Annotated in this window: 16 protein-coding genes and 1 tRNA gene; 2 read left to right on the top strand and 15 right to left on the bottom strand. The window is 54.8% G+C overall.

Going from position 1 to position 12,672, the window contains the following annotated elements; translation table 11 throughout:
• Positions 1-4 precede the first annotated feature (4 nt).
• Positions 5-484 carry a hypothetical protein gene (locus K3169_RS08430; RefSeq protein ID WP_257153433.1) on the bottom strand — a complete coding sequence of 160 codons (480 nt, stop codon included), beginning with the start codon at positions 482-484 and terminating at the stop codon, positions 5-7.
• 362 nt (positions 485-846) lie between these two features.
• On the opposite strand from K3169_RS08430, the gene K3169_RS08425 reads away from it, so the two are divergent.
• On the top strand, positions 847-1,269 hold the full coding sequence (locus tag K3169_RS08425; protein WP_231675585.1) for a hypothetical protein: 423 nt from the start codon (positions 847-849) through the stop codon (positions 1,267-1,269).
• Between the two features lie 68 nt (positions 1,270-1,337).
• Positions 1,338-1,949: an Imm5 family immunity protein gene (locus K3169_RS08420; protein WP_099269074.1), complete on the top strand. Its 612-nt coding sequence runs from the start codon at positions 1,338-1,340 to the stop codon at positions 1,947-1,949.
• A gap of 195 nt (positions 1,950-2,144) precedes the next feature.
• Here the strand turns inward: K3169_RS08420 and K3169_RS08415 are convergent.
• The 14 genes from K3169_RS08415 to K3169_RS08350 all read right to left on the bottom strand — a co-directional run bounded on the left by K3169_RS08415 (position 2,145) and on the right by K3169_RS08350 (position 12,536).
• Positions 2,145-2,220, bottom strand: a tRNA-Lys gene (locus K3169_RS08415).
• A 63-nt stretch (positions 2,221-2,283) separates the two neighbouring features.
• Entirely contained in the window at positions 2,284-2,958 is a 675-nt protein-coding gene (gene queC, locus K3169_RS08410; protein WP_263270993.1) for a 7-cyano-7-deazaguanine synthase QueC, read from the bottom strand.
• A 16-nt stretch (positions 2,959-2,974) separates the two neighbouring features.
• Complete coding sequence (gene queE, locus K3169_RS08405; RefSeq protein WP_231675587.1) at positions 2,975-3,622, bottom strand: 7-carboxy-7-deazaguanine synthase QueE; 648 nt, start codon at positions 3,620-3,622, stop codon at positions 2,975-2,977.
• Between the two features lie 174 nt (positions 3,623-3,796).
• Entirely contained in the window at positions 3,797-4,615 is an 819-nt protein-coding gene (ybgF, locus tag K3169_RS08400; RefSeq protein WP_122396454.1) for a tol-pal system protein YbgF, read from the bottom strand.
• A gap of 6 nt (positions 4,616-4,621) precedes the next feature.
• Complete coding sequence (gene pal, locus K3169_RS08395; RefSeq protein ID WP_027899119.1) at positions 4,622-5,122, bottom strand: peptidoglycan-associated lipoprotein Pal; 501 nt, start codon at positions 5,120-5,122, stop codon at positions 4,622-4,624.
• Between the two features lie 58 nt (positions 5,123-5,180).
• The gene (gene tolB / locus K3169_RS08390; protein WP_231675613.1) at positions 5,181-6,431 is read right to left on the bottom strand and encodes a Tol-Pal system beta propeller repeat protein TolB; all 1,251 of its coding nucleotides are present in this window, start codon (positions 6,429-6,431) and stop codon (positions 5,181-5,183) included.
• A 50-nt stretch (positions 6,432-6,481) separates the two neighbouring features.
• On the bottom strand, positions 6,482-7,561 hold the full coding sequence (tolA, locus tag K3169_RS08385; RefSeq protein ID WP_087274352.1) for a cell envelope integrity protein TolA: 1,080 nt from the start codon (positions 7,559-7,561) through the stop codon (positions 6,482-6,484).
• Positions 7,561-8,025 (bottom strand): protein TolR, encoded by a 465-nt coding sequence (gene tolR, locus K3169_RS08380; RefSeq protein ID WP_027898230.1) that lies wholly within the window; start codon positions 8,023-8,025, stop codon positions 7,561-7,563. Before tolR ends, tolA begins: the two co-directional genes overlap by 1 nt.
• Positions 8,026-8,039: 14 nt before the next feature.
• Positions 8,040-8,735 (bottom strand): protein TolQ, encoded by a 696-nt coding sequence (gene tolQ, locus K3169_RS08375; RefSeq protein WP_231675588.1) that lies wholly within the window; start codon positions 8,733-8,735, stop codon positions 8,040-8,042.
• Complete coding sequence (gene ybgC, locus K3169_RS08370; RefSeq protein WP_027898228.1) at positions 8,725-9,192, bottom strand: tol-pal system-associated acyl-CoA thioesterase; 468 nt, start codon at positions 9,190-9,192, stop codon at positions 8,725-8,727. The genes tolQ and ybgC overlap by 11 nt, the downstream gene beginning before the upstream one ends.
• Positions 9,193-9,329: 137 nt before the next feature.
• On the bottom strand, positions 9,330-10,388 hold the full coding sequence (gene ruvB, locus K3169_RS08365; RefSeq protein WP_095093547.1) for a Holliday junction branch migration DNA helicase RuvB: 1,059 nt from the start codon (positions 10,386-10,388) through the stop codon (positions 9,330-9,332).
• Positions 10,389-10,997 carry a Holliday junction branch migration protein RuvA gene (ruvA, locus tag K3169_RS08360; RefSeq protein WP_027898226.1) on the bottom strand — a complete coding sequence of 203 codons (609 nt, stop codon included), beginning with the start codon at positions 10,995-10,997 and terminating at the stop codon, positions 10,389-10,391. It abuts the gene before it with no gap.
• A gap of 144 nt (positions 10,998-11,141) precedes the next feature.
• The gene (gene ruvC, locus K3169_RS08355; protein WP_027898225.1) at positions 11,142-11,666 is read right to left on the bottom strand and encodes a crossover junction endodeoxyribonuclease RuvC; all 525 of its coding nucleotides are present in this window, start codon (positions 11,664-11,666) and stop codon (positions 11,142-11,144) included.
• A 123-nt stretch (positions 11,667-11,789) separates the two neighbouring features.
• Entirely contained in the window at positions 11,790-12,536 is a 747-nt protein-coding gene (locus tag K3169_RS08350) for a YebC/PmpR family DNA-binding transcriptional regulator (protein WP_231675589.1), read from the bottom strand.
• Positions 12,537-12,672: the final 136 nt, after the last annotated feature.

Raw genomic sequence — 12,672 nt, 5'->3', positions numbered from 1 at the left:
GCCTCTAGATGACAACCCATTTATTTTTCGCAAACCCAACGGGCCAATGTCCTTTATAATAAATCTCTACGATTTGCTTCCAATGATCGCCATGACCGTAATAACGCTCAGACACATACTGGCGAAAAGCAAAACAAATTCCATTTCTAGCAGCGGCACTAAAATCATGTGACCCACACAAGAACAACTCTTTCTCCACTTTTCTTGTGGCCGCCATCACAGACTTATTGATTTCCATTCTAAGTCCAGTCAACTCTTTGGGCGGCTTGGGTAGCTTATAAAACGGATCATCTTGAGAGGGAGAGGTGGGGAGCCACTCAACTTCCTCGTAGCACCCTTGAAATTCGAGCTCCGAGGGTTCAACAAATACCTTGCGCACGCTCTCGATACAGATAATACGCTCCTCTCCAGAGAGCAAAACGCCCATGTTGGAAAAAAACCGACTTCTTCCTATCCTTTCAAGTTCCACATCAATGTTCATCATTATAATTTCATATCAGTATTTGTAGACTTCCTGAACCGGATACCGGACTGTCCTATGCCCCCAATGCCGCATCTCAGCCAGGCAGCACGCCTCAACAACTGTAAAGACAAAATGCAGATTGTGCATCCTGTGTACGCCGTAATGGACCGACCTACTGATGCTGCGCGCTCACCTGCCCGATTGGCTCAAGCGACGTAGCCATGCAAACCCATCCGCAGCAGTGACCAGGGCACAGGACAGCTTACTGAATTGCTCAGCTGACAATCGAGCCATGAGCTGGAACAGATTTGGGTATGCTTGCCCGAGAGAGGCATCAAGATGAGTATGTGCTGAAAAAAGCCAACTATTGAGCAGAAACACTTATGAATTATTACCACGTAGAGCCCGAAGTTGCCGGTAGCCTGGGAGACCGGACGGTTATGGATACCGGGATCTGGCCGCCAAAGGTCAGTCAACTCGAGTATCAATTTGAAGGCTGGCTGGGTGACGAGTTACTGGAGACGTTCCCGTGTTTTATCTGTACCTGCACCTTGGCGGAGGCTTTATCGGCGGACGAATTTTCAGGCGTGTCATTTGAGTCCGTCATCATTTCAAAATCAGAAAACTTTCTGGAGCTTTACCCAGACAAAACCTTACCTGATTTTTACTGGTTACAAGTAAATGGGGTCGCTGGAGTCGACGACTTTGGCGTGGCCGAAAGCAATGGATTAGTCGTTTCTGAGACGGCGATGACTACTCTGAAAAACTTCAACATCAACCATGCTGAGATCAACGTATTTCGTTAGGTCATGCGTCCGAGAACTTTGCGCATCGTTCAATACGAAAATACTGCCCATCCGACCATCAGGCTCAAATGAAAAAAGAACACGAAGCGTTCATCACAAAGCTCATGACTGAAGTTGAAAATTCGCCCAAGGGTGAGCTAGCACGCTCTCTGCGAACTCGGCTCTGGGCGATGATCACTGAAAACAGGAACCCCAACGACCAAAAGCTGATACTGACAAAGCTCAATACCGCCTGCGTGCAACACGGCATGGGATTCTGGACCGAGAAGTTTGGCGATGCTCAACGCATCGAACACGTTCTGACAGCGGCACTTCAGGCTGCCAGTGGCGCTTTTGATCACGCTGATGCAATTGCCGTACGTGACGATTTTTATGTGTCGGTGGTCGAGAATGAAGAGTATGAAGCCGATGAGTACCCTGCAATGTTCGTCGGGCACGCTGCTGCCAACACAATCGTAACGGCAGTCGCTGACGTCCAATTCGACGCTGGCGACGACCAACGCGATCAAGACCTGGATCCTGAAGCGTTTGAGCCTGATTATTTAGTCGCATCGGCGTTTGCGGGAGGGTTGGGGTTCGCGAGCAGCCTGTCCGACGATGGCGACCCGGAATTGCGGCGTGCTTTCTGGAAGTGGTATCTGACTGTTGCCGTGGCGCAGGTGCTCTCTGACTTGCCCTAGGCTCTGTACGTACAGTGGCTGTGCTCGGTGATGCTGCGCCGAAGCAAAGCCATGCTTCGCGGTAGACAGCTGCTTGTATGAGCGACTGAACACCTTGAAAAAGCTAGACCTTCAGCCAGGCCGATCGTACGGGCAAAAAAAAACCTGAAAATCCTCACTTGCGTGGGCCTTCCAGGTTTTCAAACTGCTAAAAAATGGTGGGTCGTGTGGGATTCGAACCTACGACCAATTGGTTAAAAGCCAACTGCTCTACCAACTGAGCTAACGACCCTCTGTTGCGTGGCGCGTATATTACTGATTTATATGAGTAATTCAACACCTAATTTCAATTATTTTAAAAATATCGTGTCGGGTCACTGATTCCGGCGGCTGCGAAGCCTTCTGCGCGCAAGCGACAGCTGTCGCATTTGCGGCATGCACGGCCTTGATCGTCGGCTTGATAGCAAGAAACGGTAAGACCGTAATCAACCCCCAGACGCACGCCTGCCTTGACGATGTCGGCCTTGCTCAGATTCTGCAGGGGCGCCTGGATCGTAAAGCCCTGCCCTTCCACACCCGCTTTGGTAGCTAGATTGGCCATACGCTCGAACGACTCGATAAACTCAGGCCGGCAATCCGGGTAACCCGAGTAATCCACCGCGTTGACGCCGATAAAGATGTCACGTGCACCGAGCACTTCTGCCCAGCCCAGCGCCAGAGACAAAAACACAGTGTTGCGTGCCGGTACATAAGTCACCGGAATGCCTTCGCCTGGGGTTTCAGGAACCGCGATGGAATCGTCAGTCAGCGCCGAGCCACCAATGCCATTGAGATTCAGGCCGATGACCTTGTGCTCGATCACGCCCAGATCGCGAGCGACGCGTGCCGCTGCATCGAGCTCAGCGCGATGACGCTGACCATAATCGAAACTCATGGTGTAACAGGCGTAGCCCTGCTCACGCGCCATCGCGACGACAGTGGCCGAGTCGAGGCCGCCAGAAAGGAGGATTACCGCTGTTTTTTCAGTCATGTTTGATTCACTCATCTCAGCGCCCTGGCTCATCGTTCCAGAGAAATTTATGCAGCTGCATTTGCAGGCGTACAGGCAGGTTGTCGGCGACGATCCAGTCTGCGAGGTCGCGGGCATTCAGTTGGTGATGGCTGGGCGAGAACAATACTTCGCCCGCTCGACGCTCCAGACCGTACTGAATGAGCTTGGAGACGGCCCAGTCGTAGTCCTCACGAGAGCAAAGCACGAACTTGACCTGATCGTTGGGCGTCAACAGTTCGATGTTCTCGTAACGGTTGCGAGTGACTTCCATGGAGCCTGGTGTTTTCAGGTCCACGACTCGGCTGACACGAGGGTCAACAGCCGAAATATCCAGCGCACCACTGGTTTCCAGAGATACTTCATAACCAGCATCACAGAGACGCTTGAGCAACGGGACGGCATTGGGCTGAGCCAACGGCTCACCCCCAGTCACGCAGACGTAACGCGGGCGATAATCAGCCACCTGACCGAGGATGTCGTCCAGTGTCTGAATGGTGCCGCCAGTGAAGGCATAGGCGCTGTCGCAGTACTGGCATCGAAGCGGACAGCCCGTGAGACGGACAAAAACAGTGGGCAAGCCGGCGGTGCGAGTCTCACCCTGCAACGAGTAAAAGACTTCGGTGATACGTAACGTTTCTTGCATATGGGCCACGGGCGTAACAGCTAAACAGGCCGTCCGCCTCCGTCAGGCACTTCAAAGCACCCTGCAATGGCAGAATCCAGAGAAGCGTATTTAAAAGTACCGAAAATTCGGGTGCCGAATTCTAACGAAAAAAGCCGCGACAAGCGCGGCTTTCTTGAATTACGGGTCAGAACCTTAAAGGCGCTGAAGATCCCGCTGTGCCAGCTGAGCGGCAGATGTACCCGGATACTGAGCAACAACCTGCTGCAAAATGCCTTTGACCTTGTCGGTATGACCCAGGCGGCGCTCGACATCAGCAAGCTTGTACAACGAATCAGGCACCTTGGCATGCTTCGGGTAAAGCTGGCTGACTTTGGCAAACGCCTGACCTGCGCCTTGAAGGTCACCTTTGGCCAGATTCACTTCGCCCAGCCAGTACTGAGCATTGCCCGCGTACGAACTGTTCGGATATTTGCGAAGGAAAGCGCCGAAAGCCTGACTGGCCTTGTCGAAATCCTTGGCTTTGATCAAATCGAAGGCCGCTTCGTAATAAAGCTTCTCCTTCGCAGGATCAGGTGGTTCAGTACCTGCCGACGGCGCTTGCGCGGCCGGTGCGGCAGGTGTCCCGCTGGCGTTGATATCACCGCCAGCCGGTTGAGAATTATTGGAAGCCGCTGCGGCTGCGCCGCCTGCTCCTATGCGTGAATCCAGATCCTGATACCGCTCGAGCGCTTCTTGTTTCATGCGCTGGATATCGTTTTGCTGGACCTCGACCATACCGCGCAAACGCGCGATTTCGTCCTGCATCTGTTGTAGCTGCATGAACAGCTGACCTTGTGCCGAGGGCTGGGCCGTAACCCCTCCCCCGGCATAGGCGCCAGACGTGCCATAACCAGCTGGCGGATAACTGCTGCTGCCAGAGCCAGAATTGTTATCGACCACAGGAACCGCACCCCACGCAACAAGTGGAAGGGTGAGGGCCAATACTGTTACAGCACGTCGGCACGTTCGCATGTCAAATTACTTACGCAGTTCGACGCGACGGTTTTGAGCCCAGGACTGCTCGTCGTTGCCGGTAGCAACTGGACGCTCTTCGCCGTAGGAAACCAGTTCCAGCTGAGCTGGGGAAACACCTTGCAGAACCAGGTAGCGTTGAACGGCTTTCGCACGACGCTCGCCCAGTGCCATGTTGTACTCGCGAGTACCACGTTCGTCGGTGTTGCCTTCCAGAACGACGCGAGCGCCATTGCCTTTCAGGTCTTTGGCGTGAACGTCCAGAGCGCGCATGGCTTCTGGCTTCAGGTCCGAACTGTCGTATTCGAAGTAGAAAGTGGTGATTGCGCGCAGAGCAGCTTCTTCGCTCAGGCTGCCATCAACGGCACCAGTGTTTGCGCCGTAACCAGCGTTAGGATCAACAGCAGCGCCTTCGCCAGCGTTGTCGCCGCCTTTTGAAGAGCAACCTACAGCTACAGCCATGGCCAGAGCCAGCGCAGCAAATTTACCAAACTTCAGCATTTCCATCGTGAAACTCCTAATGAACCCCAGTGTGTTAAGCAAATCTTTTTTGTGTAGCGCCGCGTCAGTTCAGGTAAGGGGACCAGGAAGGTTCTCTGACTTCGCCTTGAGCGGTAGGAAGCGGGAGCCTTACGCGTCCATTAATGGACACGAGCATCAAGACTCCCCGGCCCTGCTGGCGGGTGGCGTAGATTACCATGGTGCCGTTGGGCGCAACAGTAGGCGACTCATCAAGGTTGCTATCTGTGAGGATTTTTACGCTTCCGCGGGCCAAATCCTGCACTGCAACCTTGAAATTAGTGAAGCCGTCCTGCCGGTGAATCATTACCAGCGTCTTTTCATCAGCTGACAATTTCGGGTTGGCGTTGTAGTTGCCGACGAAAGTCACTCGTTCAGCACCACCACCATTAATATTTGTCTTGTAGATCTGCGGCTTGCCGCCACGGTCCGACGTGAAGTACAGCGTCGAGCCGTCTTTGCCGAAGAACGGTTCTGTATCGATGGACGAATCGTTGGTCACGCGATTCAGCTGACGCGAGGCCAGGTTCATCACGTAAATTTCCGGGTTACCGTCCTTCGACAATACGAATGCCAGTTTCGTGCCATCAGGCGACCATGCAGGCGCACCATTAAGGCCTTCGAAGTTGGTGATCTGCTCGCGGCGACCGGTATCGATGTGCTGAACGAAGATGCGCGGGCGCTTCTGTTCGAACGATACGTAAGCGATGCGCTTGCCATCCGGCGCAAAGCGCGGCGACAGGATCGGCTCACGGGATTGCAGCAGGGTCACTGCACGTGCACCGTCGTAATCCGAGCGCTGCAAAGTGAAGCGCGTATTGTTTTCAGAGAAGCGTTCGGCAGTCACGTACAGCATGCGGGTAGAGAAAGCACCCTTGATGCCGGTCAGTTTCTCGAACGACTGGTCCGCAATGTAATGCGACATGTCGCGCAACTGATCAGTGGTACCGGACACGTTACCGGTCAGTACCTGCTGCTCGGTTGCGACGTTGAACAGCGCATATTGCACCTGCAGACGACCGCCTGCAGGCACGATATTGCCGACCATAACGTATTGCGCACCCAATGCTTTCCAGTCACGGAAGATGACTTCGCTGGCCTGGCTTGGCTGGCTGATCATGTTCTGACGCGGGATTGGCGCGTAGTAACCCGAATTGCGCAGGTCATTGCCGATGATTTCCGACATATCCTCTGGCAGTACGTTGCCGCCCTGCCAGCCAAAAGGCACAACTGCGATAGGCGTGGCGCGGTCACTGCCGCTGGTGACCAGAATGTTCTTCTCTTCTGCGCCAACCATACCGGCCGCACAACAGAGAACGACTACTAGCAGTCCTCGAAAAAGCTTGATCACAAGGCTAGATCTCCAGGTGTAAATGTCATCTTGAATGAACGATAGGGAGCGAAGTCCGCGGCCTTCATACCCTGCATTTCTGTCAAACGGCCAATATTCTTGACTGCTGCGACTGCTGAACTGTCAAACGGCCCGTCTCCACTGGACTTGGCAACCGATACCGAGGCAATGGTGCCATCCGGCAACATACCAATCTGCAGTGTTACGGACATGTTGTTACGTGCTGACGGTGGTCGACTCCAGCCCTCGGACGCTCGAACACGAATCAGATCGTCGAAACTACCCGCGACCTCGTCACCCTGCTCGTCCGCCAATGCCTGTTGCCTTTCCGGTTTATCGGAAAGCAAGTCAGCCAAGGCCTGAGCCTTTTTATCTTCAGCAGATTTGCGAGCTGCTTCCTGCGCCTTCTTGGCAGCATCGGCAGTGGCTTTTTTCTTCGCGTCGTCAGCTGCTTTCTTTTTAGCGTCTTCGGCAGCCTTTTTCTTGGCGTCCTCTGCCGCTTTTTTCTTCGCATCGTCGGCGGCCTGTTTCTTGGCTTCCTCGGCTGCAGCTTTCTTGGCGTCTTCCTCGGCCTTTTTCTTGGCGTCGTCTTCAGCTTTTTTCTTGGCTATGTCGGCCAGCTGCTTTTCTTCAGCTTTTTTGGCATCAGCCTTTTTGGCTTCATCAGCTTTCTTCGCTTCGTCGGCTTTTTTCGCTTCCGCCGCTTTCTGCGCTGCTTCTTCAGCCTTCTGTTCTTCCGCTTTTTGAGCAGCCTCTTCTTTCTTTTGTTCCGCAGCTTTTACAGCTTCCTGCTTTTCCTGCTCGACTTTCTTCTGTTCCAGTTGCTCGACTTCAGTCTGTCGTGCAGCGGTCTTTTTCGCCTCGCCGGCAATTTTCTGGTTGGTCTGGGTCGTCGCCTGACTCTTGGACTTGAGCTGGTACAGGGTCGCCTGCACGATAGGCTTGGCTTCCGGCAATTCCGGAGTCATGGCAAAGCTGACGAACAGCAAGCCAAAAATCAGGACGTGCAACGCCACGGCCCAGACACTAGGCCAGAAATAATTCTCCGAGGCGGACGGCTCTCGAATTGGCTGCATCAGGGGGCCTCAGTAATCAAGCCGACATTCCCGACCCCTGCCTTCTGCAGCCCACCCATGGTGCCCATGACCGAACCGTAATCAACGGTTTTGTCGCCACGAATGAAAACCTGCGTCTGCTTGCCGGCATCACGCCCGGCGGCAACGATTTTGGTAACGGCCGACGTCAGTTGCGGCAAGGTCATCGCCTTGTCCATCTGCTTGTCGGTGTCGACTTCGCTGCCAAGGTTCCAGTAATAGGTCTTGTCAGCCTTGATCGAAATGGTCAGGACCTGATTGTTGTTGTCTTGCGGCAAAGCCTCGCTGGAGACTTTGGGCAAATCGACTTTCACGCCCTGATTGATCATGGGAGCGGTGACCATGAAGATGACCAGCAGCACCAACATCACGTCGATGTAAGGTACTACGTTCATTTCGGCGACCGGCTTGCGTTTTCTGCGGCGATCTCGAGCGATTAAAGCCATTGGGAATTACCTGCTCACTCTTCGCTGGTGTGCACTTTACGGTGCAGGATGGCCTGGAATTCTTCGGCGAAGGTGTAGTAACGGCTAATCAGGGTTTCGCTGCGAGCGGCGAAACGGTTGTAAGCGATTACTGCAGGGATCGCCGCGAACAGGCCAATGGCTGTTGCGATCAGTGCTTCGGCAATACCAGGGGCAACGGTGGCGAGTGTCGCCTGTTGCGCCGTGGCCAGGCCGCGGAAGGAGTTCATGATCCCCCAGACGGTACCGAACAAGCCGATGTACGGGCTGACGGAGCCAACGGTGGCCAGATAAGGGAGACCCGCTTCGAGTTTCTCCTCCTCACGCGAGATGGCAACACGCATGGCACGAGCCACGCCTTCCATCACGGCCTCAGGATCGACACCTGCCTGCTGACGCAGACGCGAGAACTCTTTGAAGCCGGCACGGAAGATCTGCTCCACACCAGAATCCGGGTCTGGATTGCTGCCCGCCTGACGGTACAGCTTGGACAGATCGATACCGGACCAGAAACGCTCCTCGAAGCTGTCCAATGCCCGGCGTCCAGCACGCAGCATGTTGCTGCGCTGAAAAATCATGACCCATGAAGTGACTGAAGCAGCCACCAGGATCAGCATAACTAACTGAACGACAATGCTGGCATTACTGACCAAACTCCACATGGAGGAATGGTCGACGACGTTAGCTTCCACGCTTGCTCTCCTGCTCTGTATGTGTGCCCGCGCCGCCCTGGCCGGCAAAGGCCGTACGCAGAGCTTCGGGAATGGCCCGGGGTTTCAAACTATCGGCGTTTACACACGCCACCAAAAACTGCCCCTCACAGAGCAGCGTTGCATCCGCAGCCCGTCTGACTTCCTGTTTGAAGCGCAGACTGACACGGTTCAATTCGATTACTTCAGCGCTGACCAGCAATTCGTCGTCCAATCGCGCCGGCTTGTGATACCTGGCCTCGCTGGAATGCACAACGAACAACAAGCCTTCCTTCGCCATTGAGGATTGGGCAAAACCCAATTCCCGCAGCCGTTCGGTACGAGCCCGTTCCATGAATTTCAGATAATTGACGTAATAGACAATGCCGCCAGCATCGGTGTCCTCGTAATAAACGCGACAGCGATGTGCGAACGACTGAACCCCGTTTTGCGCGCGCATACTCTAGTGCTTACTCCTCAGGTTGCCAATCCGCCACGGCAACTGTTTTCAACGTTTTACCGGTTATTTCATGCCAGCCTGACGCAGTAGCCAGTCTGACCGCGCAAACCCTGAATAAATCAGTGTTTTGCGAGTTTTTAAATGTCTTCATCTGCAACAAATTGTTCGGCGCCCGGCATCTCCCCCATTCGGGAAGGAATATTCAGCCCGAAGTGCAGATACGCATGCCGGGTCACGACCCGGCCACGCGGTGTGCGCATGATATAGCCTTGCTGGATCAAATAGGGTTCCAGCACGTCCTCAATAGTGTGGCGCTCTTCGCTGATGGCAGCAGCCAGACTGTCGACACCCACCGGGCCGCCATCAAACTTCTCAATCATGGTCAGCAGCAAACGCCGGTCCTGATGATCAAAACCGCGCTCGTCGACGTCCAGCAAATTAAGAGCAAGGTCGGCGATAGGCTTGGTAATCTCACCCTTGCCGCGCACTTCGGCGAAATCCCGCACGCGGCGCAGCAAGCGGTTGGCAATCCGCGGCGTGCCACGAGCCCGACGGGCAATTTCGAACGCACCCTCCGGCTCTATCGGCAGACCGAGAATGCCGGCTGAACGCGATACGATAGTTGCCAGATCCGCGATGCTGTAAAACTCCAGACGCTGGACGATACCGAAACGGTCACGCAACGGATTGGTCAGCATGCCCGCTCGAGTCGTCGCCCCTACCAGCGTGAACGGCGGCAAATCGAGCTTGATCGAGCGAGCCGCTGGCCCTTCACCAATCATGATGTCGAGCTGAAAGTCCTCCATCGCGGGGTACAAGACCTCCTCGACGATGGGCGACAGCCGGTGAATCTCGTCGATGAATAACACATCGTTGGGTTCGAGATTGGTCAAAATGGCCGCAAGATCCCCCGGCCGCTCCAGTACAGGGCCAGATGTGCTCTTGATGGAAACCGACATTTCCTGAGCAATGATATTGGCCAGTGTGGTCTTGCCCAGACCGGGCGGACCGAAGATCAGCGTATGGTCGAGTGCTTCGTTACGTCCGCGAGCAGCCTGGATAAACAACTCCATCTGCTCACGCACCGTCGGCTGACCAATATAGTCGGCAAGGCTCAGCGGACGAATCGCGCGATCAATCTGCTCATCACGATCACGCCCGCCAGTGGCGGTTATCAGGCGGTCAGCATCAATCACTTAAGCCATTCCCTTCAATGCACGTCGAATCAAATCAGCACTGCTCAAATCTTTTTCCTTGATCGCGGAAACAGCTTTGCTTGCCTCCTGAGGTTTGTAGCCCAGAGAAATAAGCGCACTGACCGCATCGTTTTCGGCGGTTGCCACGGGTTCCGGCGCATTCGGACCATTGGAAACCAGGGTGAAGGTCCCAGGCAGGGTTTCCCACGCCTTGAAGCGGTCTTTAAGTTCGACGAGCAAACGTTCAGCGGTCTTTTTCCCGACGCCCGGAATGCGAGTCAGCGCTGAAGTGTCCTGAGCCTGAACGCAACGCACCAGCTCATCAACCTCGAGACCGGACATCAAGGCGAGTGCCAGTTTCGGGCCAACGCCATTAAGGCGTATCAATTCACGAAACAGCTCGCGTTCGCGCTTCTCATAGAAGCCGTACAACAGATGCGCATCTTCACGAACGACAAGGTGAGTATGCAGCGTCACCGGCTCACCGACATGCGGCAAGCGGTAAAGCGTGGTCATGGGGACCTCGATTTCGTAACCGACACCGTTCACATCAAGCACCAGATGCGGCGGCTGTTTCTCAGCCAAAAAGCCGCGTAAGCGTCCAATCACGTATCAAATCCTTTCGTGTTGCCGGTCAGACCGCGTAACCGGCGCGAAATAATGGTCGTAATCATTGCAGGCAAGACAAGACCTGCAAGCAGAAATATTCAAGCAGAGGATGCTACCAGAGACGCAGCACCACTATTGCACGCATTAGAGACGCAGACGACCACCGCGGCTGCGTGCAGTGTTCAGGCCGTGAGGAATCAGGCTTGAGCGGGTGTGCGCGTGACACAGGGCAATCGCAAGAGCATCGGATGCGTCAATTTGCGGCTTCTGGGTCAATTTGAGCAAATGCATGACCATCATCATGACCTGCTCTTTATTCGCGCCCCCGGTTCCTGCAACCGCCTGTTTGACCTGAGTCGCCGAGTATTCGGCAATCTCCAGTCCCTCCTCGGCCCCGGCAACAATCGCTGCACCCCGTGCCTGGCCCAACTTGAGAGCCGAGTCGGCATTGCGCGCCATGAAGACCTTTTCAATGCCCATGGTCACGGGGCCGTACGTCTGAATGACTTCCCTCACCCCGCGGAACACAATCTGCAACCGCTCATGCAGCTCGCCACTGCCGGTGCGAATACAGCCCGACGCCACGTAAACACAGCCACGCCCGGTATCTCGTACCACGCCATAACCAGTGATCCGAGAGCCGGGGTCTATACCAAGAATAAGAGTCATAACGCCTGCAGCTTGAGAAGTGATACCCAGCGAAGATCGCAGCATAAAGGCAGAAGCCGAAGGCCGATAGCGATGTCAGTACATCGCCACCGGCCTCCGGCCCCTTTGTCCTGCAGAAATCTGTCAGCCCAACTGTTCCATGACTTCGTCCGGAATTTCCGCATTGGAGTAGACGTTCTGTACGTCATCCAGATCTTCAAGCATGTCGATCAGCTTGAGCACCTTTTCTGCTGTTTCCAGATCAAGTACCGCGCTGGTCGTCGGCAACATGACGATTTCAGCGTCCGTAGCGTTGAAGCCAGCAGCTTCAATAGCATTGCGAACCGCGTAAAAACCGGAAAACGAGGTAAACACATCGATGCTACCGTCATCATTGGTGACGATATCATCGGCGTCAGCTTCCATTGCAGCTTCGGTCAGGGAATCTTCATCAACACCGGCAGCAAACGAGATTTGACCTTTACGATCAAACAGGTACGCGACAGAACCGTCTGTACCCAGGTTGCCGCCGCACTTGGTGAAAGCGTGCCGTACGGCCGCTGCAGTGCGATTACGGTTGTCAGTCATGGTTTCAACCATGATCGCGACGCCGCCCGGCCCGTAGCCTTCGTAGCCCAACTCTTCGACGTCATCACCATCTGCTGCACCCGTACCGCGTGCCACTGCGCGATCAATGGTGTCACGGGTCATGTTTGCACCAAGCGCCTTGTCCAGCGCCAGACGCAGACGAGGGTTAGAACCGGGATCGCCACCACCCTGACGGGCAGCAACGGTCAGCTCACGGATCCACTTGGTGAAAATCTTGCCTTTCTTGGCATCCTGGCGCTCTTTGCGGTGCTTGATGTTCGCCCACTTAGAATGACCTGCCATATCTCGCTCCAGATTCTTTTTTCGAACACCTTCACCTTTCGCCCAACTATAAACAGGCAAAAGGGTTTACTTGACTGGGGGTGTAGCCATGCAAGGGCGCGCTCACGTCGAGCGACGGAACGCGCCTCAGCGAGCG

The sequence above is a fragment of the Pseudomonas phytophila genome (assembly GCF_025643095.1).
GTDB classification, from domain to species: domain Bacteria; phylum Pseudomonadota; class Gammaproteobacteria; order Pseudomonadales; family Pseudomonadaceae; genus Aquipseudomonas; species Aquipseudomonas quasicaspiana.
The sequence above is the reverse complement of the archived record's forward strand: the minus strand, read 5'-3'. Positions and strand labels throughout refer to the sequence as shown.

What these genes read in the sequence shown, in the direction of transcription:
- K3169_RS08430 (WP_257153433.1), bottom strand. Translation starts at nt 484, where the DNA reads ATGATGAACATTGATGTGGAACTTGAAAGGATAGGAAGAAGTCGGTTT.
- K3169_RS08425 (WP_231675585.1), top strand. Translation starts at nt 847, where the DNA reads ATGAATTATTACCACGTAGAGCCCGAAGTTGCCGGTAGCCTGGGAGAC.
- K3169_RS08420 (WP_099269074.1), top strand. Translation starts at nt 1,338, where the DNA reads ATGAAAAAAGAACACGAAGCGTTCATCACAAAGCTCATGACTGAAGTT.
- queC (WP_263270993.1), bottom strand. Translation starts at nt 2,958, where the DNA reads ATGACTGAAAAAACAGCGGTAATCCTCCTTTCTGGCGGCCTCGACTCG.
- queE (WP_231675587.1), bottom strand. Translation starts at nt 3,622, where the DNA reads ATGCAAGAAACGTTACGTATCACCGAAGTCTTTTACTCGTTGCAGGGT.
- ybgF (WP_122396454.1), bottom strand. Translation starts at nt 4,615, where the DNA reads ATGCGAACGTGCCGACGTGCTGTAACAGTATTGGCCCTCACCCTTCCA.
- pal (WP_027899119.1), bottom strand. Translation starts at nt 5,122, where the DNA reads ATGGAAATGCTGAAGTTTGGTAAATTTGCTGCGCTGGCTCTGGCCATG.
- tolB (WP_231675613.1), bottom strand. Translation starts at nt 6,431, where the DNA reads ATGGTTGGCGCAGAAGAGAAGAACATTCTGGTCACCAGCGGCAGTGAC.
- tolA (WP_087274352.1), bottom strand. Translation starts at nt 7,561, where the DNA reads ATGCAGCCAATTCGAGAGCCGTCCGCCTCGGAGAATTATTTCTGGCCT.
- tolR (WP_027898230.1), bottom strand. Translation starts at nt 8,025, where the DNA reads ATGGCTTTAATCGCTCGAGATCGCCGCAGAAAACGCAAGCCGGTCGCC.
- ybgC (WP_027898228.1), bottom strand. Translation starts at nt 9,192, where the DNA reads ATGCGCGCGCAAAACGGGGTTCAGTCGTTCGCACATCGCTGTCGCGTT.
- ruvC (WP_027898225.1), bottom strand. Translation starts at nt 11,666, where the DNA reads ATGACTCTTATTCTTGGTATAGACCCCGGCTCTCGGATCACTGGTTAT.
- K3169_RS08350 (WP_231675589.1), bottom strand. Translation starts at nt 12,536, where the DNA reads ATGGCAGGTCATTCTAAGTGGGCGAACATCAAGCACCGCAAAGAGCGC.